8 protein-coding genes are annotated in these 14,835 nt (G+C 70.4%); 5 read left to right on the plus strand and 3 right to left on the minus strand.

Annotation, left to right across the window (positions count from 1 at the left end; genetic code table 11):
• Nucleotides 1-2 precede the first annotated feature (2 nt).
• A complete protein-coding gene (gene cydD, locus QCD75_RS10845) occupies nt 3-3,644 on the plus strand; it encodes a thiol reductant ABC exporter subunit CydD (RefSeq protein WP_301228460.1) in 3,642 nt (1,213 codons plus the stop codon).
• A 21-nt stretch (nt 3,645-3,665) separates the two neighbouring features.
• Nucleotides 3,666-4,655 (plus strand): GNAT family N-acetyltransferase, encoded by a 990-nt coding sequence (locus QCD75_RS10850; RefSeq protein ID WP_301228462.1) that lies wholly within the window; start codon nt 3,666-3,668, stop codon nt 4,653-4,655.
• Between the two features lie 45 nt (nt 4,656-4,700).
• Here QCD75_RS10850 and QCD75_RS10855 read toward each other — a convergent pair whose 3' ends face one another.
• Together QCD75_RS10855 and QCD75_RS10860 are read right to left on the minus strand one after the other, a co-directional pair.
• Nucleotides 4,701-5,219, minus strand: coding sequence for a DinB family protein (locus tag QCD75_RS10855; RefSeq protein ID WP_301228465.1), 519 nt, complete (start codon nt 5,217-5,219; stop codon nt 4,701-4,703).
• Nucleotides 5,220-5,792: 573 nt separating this feature from the next.
• The gene (locus QCD75_RS10860) at nt 5,793-8,336 is read right to left on the minus strand and encodes a DNA gyrase/topoisomerase IV subunit A (RefSeq protein WP_301228467.1); all 2,544 of its coding nucleotides are present in this window, start codon (nt 8,334-8,336) and stop codon (nt 5,793-5,795) included.
• 67 nt (nt 8,337-8,403) lie between these two features.
• Here QCD75_RS10860 and QCD75_RS10865 point away from each other — a divergent pair, with 67 nt between their 5' ends.
• The 3 genes from QCD75_RS10865 (at nt 8,404) to QCD75_RS10875 (ending at nt 13,156) form a co-directional block, all read left to right on the plus strand.
• Complete coding sequence (locus QCD75_RS10865) at nt 8,404-11,088, plus strand: bifunctional acetate--CoA ligase family protein/GNAT family N-acetyltransferase (protein WP_301228468.1); 2,685 nt, start codon at nt 8,404-8,406, stop codon at nt 11,086-11,088.
• A gap of 96 nt (nt 11,089-11,184) precedes the next feature.
• Complete coding sequence (locus QCD75_RS10870) at nt 11,185-11,928, plus strand: DUF5998 family protein (protein WP_301228470.1); 744 nt, start codon at nt 11,185-11,187, stop codon at nt 11,926-11,928.
• A 1-nt stretch (nt 11,929) separates the two neighbouring features.
• The gene (locus tag QCD75_RS10875; protein WP_301228472.1) at nt 11,930-13,156 is read left to right on the plus strand and encodes an alkaline phosphatase family protein; all 1,227 of its coding nucleotides are present in this window, start codon (nt 11,930-11,932) and stop codon (nt 13,154-13,156) included.
• A 37-nt stretch (nt 13,157-13,193) separates the two neighbouring features.
• Here the strand turns inward: QCD75_RS10875 and sepH are convergent, their stop codons facing one another.
• The gene (sepH, locus tag QCD75_RS10880; RefSeq protein ID WP_301228474.1) at nt 13,194-14,546 is read right to left on the minus strand and encodes a septation protein SepH; all 1,353 of its coding nucleotides are present in this window, start codon (nt 14,544-14,546) and stop codon (nt 13,194-13,196) included.
• Nucleotides 14,547-14,835: the final 289 nt, after the last annotated feature.

The following is a 14,835-nucleotide window of genomic DNA, read 5'->3' on the forward strand; positions in this document are numbered from 1 at the left end:
TGATGAGACCGCAGTTCCCCGCGGGGGCCGCCAACCGTGCCGCCCTCTACCTGCTGGGCCTGCTCGCGGCCCTGAAGGCCCTGTCCCTGGTGCTGATCGGACAGGCCGTCGCATCCATGCTGGCCGGGCTGATGGCCGGTGATCCCGCCTGGGGCGGGCAGCTGTACTGGGGAGTCGCGGGGGTGGTGCTTCGGTCCCTGACTGTCTGGGCCCAGGCCGTCGCTTCGCGCCGGGCGGCGTTGGGCGTGAAGGAGGAACTGCGCTCGCAGCTGCTCGAGCATGCCCTGCGCAACGGCACCCGGCCGTCAGGCCCGTCCGACGGCGGACTCGCCGTACTCGCGACCCGCGGGCTGGACGCCCTGGACAGCTACTACACCCAGTTCCTGCCCGCCCTGGTGAACTGCGCGGCGATCCCGCTGCTGCTGGGTGCGCGCATCCTCTACGCCGACTGGATCAGCGCCGTGGTGATCGTGCTGACCGTGCCGCTGGTCCCGCTCTTTATGATCCTGATCGGCCGCTACACCGACGACCGCGTCCGGGAAGCCCAGTCGGCCCTGGCCCGGCTGTCCGGCCACATGCTGGAGCTCGCCAAGGGCCTGCCCGTCCTCGTGGGGCTTGGCCGCGCCACCGCCCAGCGCAAGGCCCTCGAGAACCTCTCCGAGGACTACCGCCACCGGACCATGGGAACCCTGCGGACCGCCTTCCTCTCCGCCCTCGCGCTGGAACTCATCGCCACCATCTCCGTTGCCGTCGTCGCAGTTTTCATCGGCGTCCGGCTGGTCCACGGCGACATGGCGCTGGAAGCCGGGCTGCTGGCCCTGATCCTCGCCCCCGACTGCTACCTCCCGCTCCGGGAACTGGGCACCGCCCACCACGCCAGCGACGAAGGCCGCGCCGCGCTCGCAGAAACCACCGCCATCCTCGAGGCACCCGAGCCCACTCCGCTGCGGCCCGCTGCTCCAGCCGCGGCTGATCCCACCGCTGCTGCCGCGGGGACTGCCTCCGGAGCCCCACGGCCGCCGGCCCTGACCGTTGCCGGCCTGACCGTCCGCTACGGCGGCAGGACCGGCGCCGCCGTCGGGCCGCTCAGCTTCACCGCCGCCCCGGGCCGGATCACCGCCCTCGACGGCCCCAGCGGAGCGGGCAAGAGCACCGTCCTCGGCGTGCTGGCCGGCACCATCGGGACCGGCGGCGGCACGGACCGGCACACCACGGTCACCGGACGGCTCGAAGGATTCACGACGGCGGACGTCGCCTGGGTGCCGCAGCATCCCGTGATGGTCGCCCCGACCGTGCTGGAGGAAGTCAGGCTGTATCTGGGAGCGGCCGCGGGGCCGTCCGCCGACGGCCGGGCAGCGCGCGACGCCGCCGACGCCGCCGACGACCCCGCCCTGCGCTGCCTGACGGCCTGTGCCGCCGGGCACCTTGCCGCTAAGCACCCCGCTGAACTCAGCCCGGGGGAGCTGCGCCGCGTCGCACTGGCCCGCGGCCTGGCCAGGATCGAGTCCGGAGCGACTGTGCTGCTGCTCGACGAACCCACCGCCCACCTGGACCGGGAATCCGCCACCGCGGTCAGCGGCGCCATCGCCGGGCTGCGCGGCAAGGTCACCGTCCTGCTGGTGGCCCACGACCGGCAGACCCGGGAACTCGCCGACGACCTGGTAGCAGTGACAGGGGCAGTGACAGTGTCGGCGGCAGGGGCAGCCGGCTCCGGGGCCGGGTCCGCTACGCAAGCCGCTTCTGCCGGCGGGACAGTCGAGGCGTCCGTGCGAGAAACCGCGCCGCCATCACTGTCGTCCGGCCGCTCTGGCGCCGTATCCGCGGCCCGCCGGTCCGGGCTGGGATCCTCCGATCCACAGTCCGCCGGGCCAACCGGACTCCGGCCAACCGATCTCCAGCCGGCCGGCGGGATGGAATCCGGTGAGCCGCCAGCCTGGGCGGACGGAAGCGCGGCCCGCGGGTCAACGGCCGCCCGGCTCCGCCGGCTGCTCGCCCCGGTCGGAGTCAAATTCGCCGCGGCCGGCGTCGTCGGCACCCTGGCGGCCCTCTTCGCCGTCGCCCTTGCCGGGCTCTCCGGCTGGCTGATTATCCGAGCCAGCGAGCAGCCGCCCATCCTTTACCTGCTCACCGCGATCGTGGGGGTGCGCTTCTTCGGCATCGGCCGTGCCGCGCTGCGCTACCTTGAACGGCTCCTGCTGCACGACGCTGTCTTCGCCGCCCTGACCCGGCTCCGGGGCCAGCTCTGGGAATCGCTGAGCCGGCGCGCCCTCTCGCTGCGCCGGCTGCTGCAGGGCGGCAACGTCCTGGGCACCGTGGTGGACGACGTCGACACGGTCCGGGAGCTCCTGCCCCGGGTGGTCCTGCCGCCGCTGACCGCCGTGGCCGTCGCCGCCGCCGCAGTTATCAGCACCGCCCTGCTGCTGCCGGCCGCGCTGCCCGCCGTGATAGCCGCAGCCCTGCTGAGCCTCGTGGCGGCACCCGCACTTGCGCTGGCAGCGGACCGGATGTCCGCGGGCACCGAACAGCGGCTTCGCTCCGGTGTCCTCCGCCAGGTGGCTGCGGCCCTCGACGCCCGCGCCGAACTCCACGCCAACAATGTCTCCGCGCCGGTACTCGCCGCCATCACACGCGCCGACCGCTCCGCGACCGCCGCCTCCCAGCACTCGGCATGGGCCGAAGGACTCGGCCAGGGGCTCACGGTACTCGCCTGCGGGACAGCCGCCCTGGCCAGCGCCGTGCTGGCCGCTCCGCTGGCCCTCAGCGAAGCCGTCGAGCCCTCAACCCTCGCCGTCGTTGTGCTGCTGCAGCTCGCCCTCGTGGAGCCGTACGCGGCCATCACGACGGCGGTCCGGCAATACCCGGCGCTGCGGGCGGTGCTGCGGCGCATCGGCGAAGCCGGGGTGCTCGACAAGGACGACGACGCCCGGGACTCCGGCGGCCTTGCCCCGGTGCCAGGAAGGCCCGGCGGTCAGCCCGGGATCGAACTCCGGGACCTTGCGGCAGCGTGGCCCGGCGGCCCGCGGGTCTTCACCGGACTCACCGCCGCCGCGGAACCCGGGCGCTGGCTCTCCGTCACCGGGACCTCGGGCTCCGGCAAGTCAACCCTGCTCGCCGTCGTCCTCGGCTTCCTCCCCGCGGCAAGCGGTCAAATCCTGATGAGCGGGCGCGCAGCCTGGTGCCCGCAGGAGGCGCACCTCTTCGACTCGACCATCCGCGGCAACCTACTGCTGGGGCTTCCCGAAGGCCAGCGCGGGGGACTGGCGGAGCCGCGGCTGCAGGACGCGCTGGCCGCGGTCGGCCTTGGGCCGCTGATCGGACGGCTGGAGCAGGGCCTGGACACCCGGATTGGACCCGGCGGGGCATTCCTCAGCGGCGGCGAGCGGCAGCGCCTCGCCGTCGCCCGCACGCTCCTGACCGGCGCGGACGTGATCCTGCTGGATGAACCCACGGCCCACCTGGATGCGGAGTCCGGCCGGGCGATGCTGGCCGAGCTGCGGCACGGACTGCGGGACCGCACCGTCGTGCTCGTCACGCACAACCCGGAGGACATCGCCGCGGATGACAGCCGCCTGGACCTTGACCGGGCTGCGGCCACGCACACACCGCTTCCGCAGGAGGCAACGGCGCTGCTGGCGCGGGGGTAAGCCCGACGTTAGCCTGTTGCCATGAACGGACACCCCGACGCCCTGGCCAGCCTGGACCCCCGCCTGTCGTGGCGGGCCGCCGGGAGCGCGGACCTGGACGGCTGGGCGGCGCTGATCGCCCGGACCGCCGCCCTCGAACGGCCCGTCTGGTTCGAGCGACGCGCCGATCTGGAACAGGTCCTCGAATCGCAGAAGAACCCGGCCGCCGCGAACACCATCCTCGGCTTCGACGCCCGGGGTGTGGCCCGGGCCTATGGCCGGATCACCAAGAACCCGGACGGGGAGAAGGCAGTCGGATTCGGCTGCGTCGACCCCGCGTGGCAGGGGACCGGGATCGGCACCGGGGTGCTGGGCTGGATGGAGGGAAGGACCCGGCAGCGTTTTGCCGAGGACGCGACGCAGGGCGCCGTGCCGAGACTGCGGCTCCATATGGAACAGGAGCACACGCACCAGGCCGCCCTGTTCGAGGGCGCCGGCTTCCGGATTGTCCGCTACTACAACGAGATGCAACGGCCGCTCAAGGACGGCCTCCCCGCCGTGGTGCTCGACGACGGGCTGGAACTTGTGGGCTTCGAACCCGGGCTGCACGAGCCGGTGCGGCTGGCGCACAACGAGGCCTTCCGGGACCACTGGGGCAGCGAGCCGCGGGACGAGGAGTCCTGGGGCTTCTTGGTGAATGATCCGCTCGCCCGGCCGGACCTGAGCGCCGTCGTCCTGGACCGGGCCAGCAAGGTTGCCGGCTACCAGCTCGCCAGCCACGACGCCGTCAGCGCGGAGTCGCGGGGCTACAAAGAGGGCTACACGGACCTGCTGGGCGTGCGGCGGGAGTTCCGCGGCCGCGGGGTGGCGCAGGCGCTGCTGGCCGATGCGATGCGGCGCTTCGCCGCGGCCGGGATGGATAAGGCCTCGCTCGACGTCGACTCGGAGAACCCCACCGGGGCCCTGGCCCTCTACGCCAAGATGGGCTACGCCGCCGTCAGCACCAGCATGGCCTGGGACAAGGAACTGTAGCGGGCCAGCCGCCCGCCGGCCTTCCGCACGTTGCCCGTCCCCGTGCTAGCCATCCACATCGTGGAGGTGATGGACGATGTCGTGCAGGAAGTACTGCGCGAACGTCAGCACGGTGAACTCCGAACCGTTGCTGCGGGTGCCCTTGCGGCTCCACTGCTCCTCCGTGACCCGCGCGAAGGCGGCGGCGATCTGCCCGCCCTCGGCTGTGAGTTCCGCGCTGACCTCGGCCGGGTCGGCGTTGGCGTAGTCCTTCTCGACCGCGGTGAGGTCCTGGTCCCAGTCCGCGAACCGGGCGTCGTCCTCGCTCAGCATGAGGCCCAACCGGTGATCGAACAGGGTGAAGACGTCCCGGACGTGGCAGGCATACTCCAGCACCGACCAGGTGTTCGAATCCGCGCGTTCCGTGGCGTCGGGACGCCGCAACGCCACCCGCCAGCGCGGGAGCATACTTTCCACCATCCCCGCCGCCGTCGCTGGCGTCGCCGCCGACGCATCGAATCCGCACTCGGGGCAGGGCCGCTGCAGGACCCAGGTCCAATCCTTGATATCAGGGATGATAGGCATGCGAGCATTCTAAACGCATTTTCGCGCCCGGCAATTGAAAGACGGGCGGGCTCCGCGGGTAGCCGGTGTCAGCGGATACGCAGCACCTTCTCCTGTGCCTGAGCCGCCGGTGGAGACAAGCAACATCGCCCTGTCCCTTTAGGTCCGCCGGTGCACCTAAGGGCGTAGGGCGATCTCGCCGTCGACGTTCCCCCGGTCCCGACGTCGTTGCCCGCTTTAGGTCTGTACTCGCACCTGCAGTCGTAGGTCCAGGGTCGGCCATTCGGCACAAATGGCCGCCACGAGGGGCCTTTTAGCGGCCACTTGTGGCAAATGGGTGGCAGGTGGAACGCCTTAGCGGCCACTTGTGGCAAATTGTCGAGGTGAGCGTGGAGCCCTTTCGTGGCCATTCGCCACAAATGGCCGCCACGAGGGGCCCTTTAGCGGCCACTTGTGGCAAATGGGTGGCAGGTGGAGTTCCCTTAGCGGCCACTTGTGGCAAGTGGGTGGCGGCCGGCGGCCTGGACCGTGTCCCGCGCCCCGGACAGGCCGCCGGACAGGCCGACGGGAGGCCGCCAGAGTTCCGGCGGGAGCCTAGTCCGTGGCCGCACCCGGCGTCGGCGCATCTTCTGGCGCGGTCTGCCAGGACATGCTCGGGCCGATCGCGTCGATGGCCTGGGAGAGCGGAATGCCGGAGCCGTCGCGGCGGCCGTGTTCCCCGGGCAGGGAGCGGGCAACCCCGGCCTGGGAGGATGCCTTCGCGGGGCCGTGACCGGCCCACGCGAGCAGCAGCGTGTCCTCGCCCTTGAGGAAGCGGTGCGCCCGGACCCCGGCGGTGGCGCGGCCCTTGGCCGGGTATTCGGAGAGTGCTGTGACTTTGGCGGCCCCCGGAGCGGTGCCCGGGAGCGCCCCTTCCGTGCCGGCGATGGTCACCACGACGGCGTCGCGGTCCGACCGGCTGGCCGCGCCGAAGAACATCACCTCGTCCCCGGCGGCCAGCTTGATGCCGGCCATGCCGCCGGCGGTCCGGCCCTGCGGGCGGACGGCGGAGGCGGGGAAGCGCAGGAGCTGGGACTGCCGTGTCACGAAGACGAGGTCGACGTCGTCGGAACCCGCGGGGGCCACCCCGACGACGGTGTCCTTGTCCTTGAGCACGATGACTTCCCAGTCCTCGCGGTTCAACGGATAGTCGGGCTGGACCCGCTTGACCACGCCCTGGGCCGTGCCGATCGCAAGCACGTCATCCAGCGGCGCGAAGGCAACCAGCGATTCGCCCTTGAGCAGTGTGATGAAGTCCTTGGCCGGCACTCCGCCGGCCATGTTCGGTGTGCCGGACGTCGGCGGCAGCACGGGCATGTCCATCACCTGGAGCCGGAGCATGCGGCCTTGCGACGTCACGGCGGCAATCTCGCCGCGCGCTGACGTCTTCACCACCGAGGTGAACACGTCGTGCCGGGTCCGGGGGCCGGCCTCGGCAAGGCTGTCCTGGTTGCTGGTGCGGGCGATCTGTCCGGAGGCGGTCAGGATGGCCCAGCAGGGGTCATCCGCGATCTCCAGGGCCAGCGGGGCGGCCTTGCCTTTGGCTCCCGGCGCGGCGGCCAGGGCGGCGGCGACGGTGGGGGAGACGGCCTCGGACTCCAGCAGCACCGTGCGGCGCGGGGTGCCGTACTTCTCGGCGATCTCGGCCAGCTCGGTGGACACCAGGCCGCGGAGCCGCTCGCTGGAGCCGAGGACGGCCTCGAGCTCGGCAATCTCGCGGCGCAGTTCGTCCTGTTCCTTCTCCAGTTCGATCCGGGAGTACTTGGTCAGCTGCCGGAGCCGGAGTTCCAGAATGTAATTGGCCTGGATCTCGGTGAGGTCGTAGATGGACATCAGCCGGGTCCGGGCCGCGGCCACCTCGTCCGAGGAACGGATGATCTGGATGACCTCGTCGATGTCCACGATCGCGATCAACAGGCCCTCGACCAGGTGCAGCCGGTCCTTCTTCTTCCCGAGCCGGAAGGCGGTGCGCCGGCGCACCACGTTGATGCGGTGTTCGACATAGACGGTGAGCAGCTGCAGCAGCCCGAGGGTCTGCGGCTGCCCGTCGACGAGCGTGACGTTGTTGATGCCGAAGGAATCCTCCATCGGCGAGTAGCGGTACAGCTGCTGCAGCACCGCGTTGGGGTTGAAGCCGTTCTTCAGCTCGATGACGAGGCGCAGGCCGTGCTTGCGGTCCGTGAGGTCCACGATGTCGCTGATGCCGGCCAGCTTCTTGCCGTTGACGGCGTCCTTGATCTTCTCGATCACCTTTTCCGGCCCCACCATGTACGGCAGTTCCGTGACCACCAGTCCGGTGCGGCGGGCCGAAAGCTGCTCGATCTCCACCTTGGCCCGGGTCTTGAAGGAACCGCGTCCGGTGGCATAGGCGTCCCGGATGCCGTCCAGGCCCACGATCCGTCCGCCGGTGGGCAGGTCCGGGCCGGGGACGAACCTCATGATGTCCTCGAGCGTGGCGTCCGGGTGCTCGATCAGGTGCCTCGCCGCGGCGATCACTTCCACCAGGTTGTGCGGTGCCATGTTCGTGGCCATGCCGACCGCGATGCCGGTGGCGCCGTTGACCAACAGGTTCGGGAACGCCGCAGGCAGCACGTCCGGCTGGGTCAGCTGGTTGTCGTAGTTGGGGACGAAGTCGACGACGTCCTCGTCGAGGTGGTCCGTCAGGGTCAGCGCCGCGGCGGCCAGGCGCGCCTCGGTGTACCGCGGGGCGGCGGGGCCGTCGTCGAGCGAGCCGAAGTTGCCGTGGCCGTCGATGAGCGGCAGCCGCAGCGAGAAGTCCTGCGCCATGCGCACCATCGCGTCATAGATCGCGGTGTCGCCGTGCGGGTGCAGCTTGCCCATGACCTCGCCCACCACGCGGGCACTCTTGACGTGGCCGCGGTCCGGGCGGAGGCCCATTTCGCTCATCATGTACAGGATGCGCCGCTGCACCGGTTTAAGGCCGTCCCGGGCATCCGGAAGCGCCCGCGAGTAGATCACCGAATAGGCGTACTCGAGGAACGATCCTTCCATCTCCGAGGTGACGTCGATGTCGACGATATTTTCGACGAAGTCCTGGCTGGATTCCCCTGCCGGGGACGGGCTTTGGCGACGTGCCATGAGGCTGGTGGGTCCTTCTGAGCGGTGCAGAACGAAAGCTGCGTAAGTTTATGACTAGGCTAAGCCTATGGTGGATCAGCCCTCGGGCGGCGTATATCCGGAATATTGGGAAGCCGATGTTGTCCTGCGTGACGGCGGGACGGCTCATCTGCGCCCGATCCACCCCTCCGACGCGGACGCGGTCCAGGCCTTTCACGTGGGGCAGTCGCAGAAGTCCATCTACATGCGGTTCTTCGCGTTCAAGTCCAAACTCTCCGCCAAGGAGCTCAAACGCTTCACCGAGGTGGACTACAAGGACCGGGTGGCCCTCGTGATCACCATCGGCGGGGAGATCATGGGCATCGGCCGCTACGACCGGCTCGATGATCCCGAGGAAGCGGAAGTCGCGTTCAACATCTCCGACGCGCACCAGGGCCGCGGTATCGGGTCCATCCTGCTCGAACACCTCGCCGCAGCCGCCCGCGAAAACGGCATCCGGAAGTTTAGCGCGGAGGTCCTGCCGGAAAACCGCAAGATGCTGATGGTCTTCTCCGACGCCGGCTACGACGTCAAACGGCACTTCGACGACGGCGTGGTCAGCCTCGAATTCAACATCGACCCCACGGACAAGTCCCGCGCTGTGATGGAGTCCCGGGAACACCGCGCCGAGGCGCGCAGCATCCAGGAACTGCTCGCCCCGTCCTCCGTGGCAGTGATCGGGGCCAGCCGCAAATGGGGCACCGTGGGCTACCAGCTGCTGGAACATATCATCGAGGGCGGCTTCACCGGCCCGGTCTACGCGATCAACCCGGAGGCCTTCGAGCTCGCCGGCATGCTTTCCTTCGCCCGGCTCTCCGAGGTGCCCGGGCCGGTCAAACTCGCCATCATCGCCGTCCCGTACGCCGAGGTCCCCAAAGTGGTGGAGGAGTGCGGTGCCGCCGGAGTCAAGGGGATCGTGGTGGCCACCGCCGGGTACGCGGACGACGGCGAACGCGGCCTGGCCCGGCAGCGCGAACTCGTCCGGCAGGCCCGCGCCAACGGCATGCGCGTGATCGGCCCCGCTTCGCTGGGCATCATGAACACCAACCCGGCCGTGTCCCTCAACGCCTCCATGGCGCCCTCGCTGGGCCGCCGCGGCGGCCTGGGCCTGTTCAGCCAGTCGGCCGCGATTGGTGTCTCCCTCTACGCGGCCTCCAGCCGGCGCCGCGTCGGGATCTCCACTTTCCTCTCGGCCGGCAACCGCGCCGACGTCTCCGGCAACGACATGATGCAGTTCTGGGAGGACGACGCCGACACCACCGCCGTCGGGCTCTACCTGGAGTCGATCGGCAACCCGCGCAAGTTCTCCCGCCTGGCCCGGCGCCTGGCCCGGACCAAGCCGGTCATCGTGGCGAAGTCCGACGCGCTCGGTCTGCCTCCCGGCCACGCTGTGCGCACCACCCAGGCCCCGCCGGAGGCCGTCGATGCAATGATGCGCCAGGCCGGCGTGATCCGCGTCGAGACCATCGAGCAGCTCATGGATGTTGCCCAGATTGTCTCCAGCCAGCCCCTGCCGAAAGGCCCGGGGATCGCCGTGTTCAGCAACTCCCGGGCACTCGGCAAGGTCGTCGCGGACAGTGCGGCCGTGCAGGGGCTCGGTGTGGACCGGATCGTCACCGACGTCGACCTCGACGCCGGGATGTCGCTGGCGCTGCCGGCGCTGCGGCACCGCCTGCAGGAAGTCCTCACCGCGGACACCGTGCACGCCGTGGTGGTCGCGCTGCTGCCCGCCCACGGACTCACGGTGGAAAAAATCGCCGGGGTCCTGGCCGAATGTTCGGTCGCGGCCGGCAAGCCCGTTGTGGCGGCGTTCAGCGGACTTCTGGACCCTTCGATCTATGTGGAAGGAATGGTGGGCGACGAGGCAGGCGCAGCGGTCGTTCCCTGCTACTCCAACCCCGGAGCTGCAGTGGCCGCGCTCGGTGCCGTGGTCCGCTACGCCCAGTGGCTGAACCGCGACCAGGGCTTCTTTGTCGAACCCGAGGGGTGCGACCCGGACGGCACCCACGAGGAGCTGGAACGCCTGCTGGACAAGGTCGGCGGCGAACAACTCGTCCGGCTGGACCCGGACACGGCTGCGCGCCTGCTGGCCCGCTACGGCATCGGGGTGGTCCCCTCCGTCGGCTTTGAAACCGCCGAACAGGCCGTCGCCGCCGCGGACCGGCTGGGCTGGCCGGTGGCGCTGAAGACCACCGACCCGGCGCTGCGGCACCGCCTGGACCTCGGCGGGGTGCGCCTGGACATCCAGGATGCAGAGTCGCTGCGGCGGAATGTGCTGGAAATGCGCAAGTCCCTGGAACGCTACGGCTCCCCGTCGCTGGAAGTGCAGTCGATGGCGCCGGTGGGCCAGGCCTGCACTTTCCGCGCCGTCGAGGACCCGCTGCTGGGCCCGGTGATTTCCTTCGGCCTGGCCGGCGACGCGGTCAACCTGCTGGACGACTGGGCCCACCGGGTGCCCCCGCTCTCCGGTCCGGACCTGCATGACTTCATCCGGGCGCCCCGGGCCTCCCGGAAACTCTTCGGCTACCAGGGCCTGCCGGCCGTGGATGCCAGGGCGCTGGAGGACCTTGCCGCCCGGCTGACCCGGCTCAAGGACAACCACCCGGAAATCGCCCTCGTCGACTTCAACCCCGTGCTCGCCGGGCCGGAGGGGGCATCCATCCTCGCAGCCGATGTCCGGATCGCCAACGCCGCGCAGCGCACCGACAGTGCCCGGCGCGCCATGCGCAGCTGAGGGCCCGGGGACGGCAGGGCGTCGGCCGCACCGCGCGGCCGCACCGCGCGGCCGGCAAGTTAGCATGTCCCCAGCCGATCTGTGAAAATGGAGACCATGAGCTTTCAGTCTCCGACATCCAAGCCCCAGGCGACCGTCTCCGGACACCCGGGGGCGCACCATCACGGCCTGCATGACCACAGTGCGCAGGGTCAAAGCCTGGAAGGGGCCCTCCAGCAGGCCGGTTTCTACCCCCGGCTGGTGGCGGACGTCGTCGCCGATGCCCTCGACGGGCGCGACTGCGTGGCCCATCTGGTGCACCTTGAGACGCACTTCGACCGCGCCGAGGTCCGCCGCCACATCACGGTGCTGGTCCTCACCGAGGACATGCTCGTCATCACCCACGTGGATGACCAGCAGCTTGACGAGGCAGGGGAGCAGACCGTCGCGCAGGTCTCCACCGAATCCGTCCCGGTCACGCAGATCCGCTCCGTGGTCCTCAGCTACGTGTACGCGCAGCCCCAGGAATACAAATCGTCCGATCCGGTCCGTGAGCTGACCCTGTCCATCGCCTGGTCCGGCGGCCAGCGCCTTGACATGGGGCCGGCCAGCTGCGGCGACCCGCAGTGCGAGGCAGACCACGGGTACAGCGGCACGATTGCGCAGGAGGACATTGTGATCCGGATCAGCGCCGAAGCCGACGGACTGCAGGCCGTCCAGGACGCCAAGTTGTTCGCCCGTGCCCTCCGCGCCGTGAACACCGGATCCTCCGCGCCGGTGCCGCATACCGGCCCCGGGCTTCCGCCGCGCCCGCGGATGGGTGTCTTCGGAACCCGCGCCAGCCGCGGCCACCAGCGCTGAGATGACGTCTGTCCGCGTGCCCGAAGCCCTGCCCTCCGCCCCGGCCCTCCCGCAGAACCTGCCGGTGGCCCCGGCTTTCGGAGACCGCTCCATCGCCGAGGTGCTGACAAGTGCCGCGGCCAGCCTGGGGGTTCCGGGCTTTGAGAACCGGCTGAACCTGCCTGCGGCCAAGCGCGTCTGCGTTGTCCTGGCCGACGGGCTGGGCCGGAACCTGCTGAAGCAGAAGTCGGCGCACACCCCGTTCCTGCGCGCCGTGATGCAGTCCGGTCAGGGGCGGGTGCCGGTGTCGCTGGACTCCGCTTTTCCCTCCACCACGGCAGCGTCGCTGGCCAGTTTCGGCACGGGACTCCCGGCCGGGCAGCACGGCATGGTGGGCTATGACGTGCTGGACCCCGGCCAGGACCGGGTGGTCAATATGCTCGGCGGCTGGGACGCCGGTGTGGATCCGCAGCTGTGGCAGCCGTTCCCCACCGTGTTCGAGCGGGCCGCGGAGCACGTCGACGTCTCCACGGTCGGCCTCCCGCAGTTCAGCGACTCCGCGATGACCCGGGCTGCGCTCCGCGGCGGCCGCTACGTCACGGCGACCACCTCCCACGCCCGGACCGCCGCCGCCGCCGAGGCGATGGCCGGTGCGGGACGCGCACTGATGTACTTCTACGTCAACGAACTGGACAAGGCCGGCCACCGGCACGGCTGCCAGTCTCCGCAGTGGGAGCACCAGCTCGAGGAACTTGATGCCACCGTCAAACGGCTCAGCGCCACCCTGCCGGCGGGCACCACCATCCTGCTCACCGCGGACCACGGCATGCTCGATGTGCCGGTATCCCAGCGGATCGACTACTCGGCCGACCCGGACCTCGTTGCCGGTGTCCGCCACACAGCGGGCGAACCGCGAATGGTTCACCTCTACCTGGACGCATCAGAGGGGGATGCCGGCCGCGCCCGGCTGATTGCGGCCTGGCGCGCGCGCTTTGGCGACCGGATCTGGGCGTTCACCCGGGAGGAAGCCACCGCCGCGGGGTTCTTCGGTGCGGTCCGGGCTGAGGTCGGCCCGCGGATTGGCGACGTGATGATCGCCGCCCGGGACGCCGTGGCGTTCTACGACACCCGGCGTGCCCGGCCGACAGCCCTTGAAGTGGTGGGCCAGCACGGTTCGCTGACGAAAGCCGAACGCGAAGTCCCGCTGCTGTGCTTCCAGGCCGACGGAAAAAGGGCCCCCCGCGCCTGACTGCGCGTGAAGGACCCTGACCCGTGCGGGGCTTCGGTCAGTCCCCCCGGGCTCCGAAGACGATGTCATCCCAGCTCGGAATGCTGGAACGCTTCGGCTTCGCCGGCTGGCGCTCCGGCTGCTCCGCGTCACGCTCTTCCGGGGCCGTGGCCGCGGATTCACGCTGCTGGCGCCGGGAGGTCCCGCCGCCCAGGAGTTCGTCCAGCCCCGGGCTGGACGTCGGCCCCTGCTGGCCGGCCGGCCGCACCTGCGACGCCACGATGGTAATTTCCCGCGTGTCGGTGCTGACTCCGTCGTGCAGTTTCAGGGCGTCGTCCGGCTGGTCCTGATGACGGGGCGCCAGGGTGAGACGGGACATGATCGAGGGCCTGCCGTCTCGGCGGCGTTCCCAGGGATCCGTGGCCGGCCGGGGTTCGGTGCCCGCTGCGGGAGCCTCGGCAGGCACCGGTTCGGACGGACCCGATCCGGGCTCAGCGGCATCCGGCTCGGCCGGCACATCGGAGGGCCGCGGGTGGGCCGCGGGAACGCCGTTGGTCAGGAGCACTGCGAGGGCGTCGTCGGCGTCCTCGTCCACGCCGAGGCGTTGTCCGCGGCGGGAGCGCAGCATGTCGAGCAGCCCGTCGGATTCCTGTTCCTGCTTCAGCTGGAGCTGCTGGACCACCTGGAGCTGGGCGGTTGCGGTGCGCGCGGCGGCATCGGCGTCGGTCTCAAAATCAAAGGGCCGGTCGGAGACGGCGGTGAGCCGGCGGGCCGGGACGGGACCGTCGAGGGGCTCGAGTTCGCTGAGCTGCTGCGCCCAGCGGTTGGCGTTCTGCAGGGATTTGCGCGACGGGCTGAACGTCCACATGGCCGGCGGTTCCTCGCCGATACCGGCCGGGCCGCCGGGCGCCGCTTCGAAGCGCGCCACCACGTTCCAGCTTCCGTCCGGCCGCCGCCAGGAGTCCCACTCCACGGTGGAGGCTTCAATGCCGTGTGCGCTGAGCCGGTGGGCCACCATCTCGCCGAGCGATGCCGGCTGGTCACCGAAGGCCGAACGGTAAACGTCGTGTCCGGGGGCCGGGGAGGCCACTTCCACCCTGCGGGCCTGCTGGGCGACGTACTCGCGCTCGGCGAGCACCGGACCCTCATAGCGCTGGACTTTCGCGAGCGGAATTCCGGAGAGCTCCGCCACCTCTGCCGCCGTCGAGCCGCTGCGGATCCGCGCCTGGATATCGCGCGGAGACATCGCAATGGGTGCGGCACCCGCCCCGGACACGGCTTTGGCCGGAGTCCGGCTGGCTGCCGCCCGAAGCGCTTCATCGATTGGCAGCTGGAACATCTCGCCGCCGGCGCCGCTCAACAGGAGATGCTCCCCGTCGTCGTGGACGCCTACAAGCCGTAGATCCTGCATACAAATCCTCCACCCTGGCATTACTAACAATCGAAACTCTGCCACTGATGCGCGCCAATTCCGGTGAGGACGGAGGGCGCGCCGTCATTTTCCGCGAATTTCCGCCGCTTTTCGGCCCACCGCCGGTCAGCCGGCCGCCGGTGCGCCGGATGCTCCGGCCGGGACGGGGCGTCAGGGACCGCAGGACTCTGGCGCTCACCGGGCACTTAAGCAAAGATGACCCGACATCGGGCACAAAAACCGCGTGCCCGGCGTTGACATCGGAGAACCTCTCCCGGGGCCCAGGGCT

This window comes from Arthrobacter sp. PsM3, from assembly GCF_030433895.1.
GTDB lineage: Bacteria > Actinomycetota > Actinomycetes > Actinomycetales > Micrococcaceae > Arthrobacter.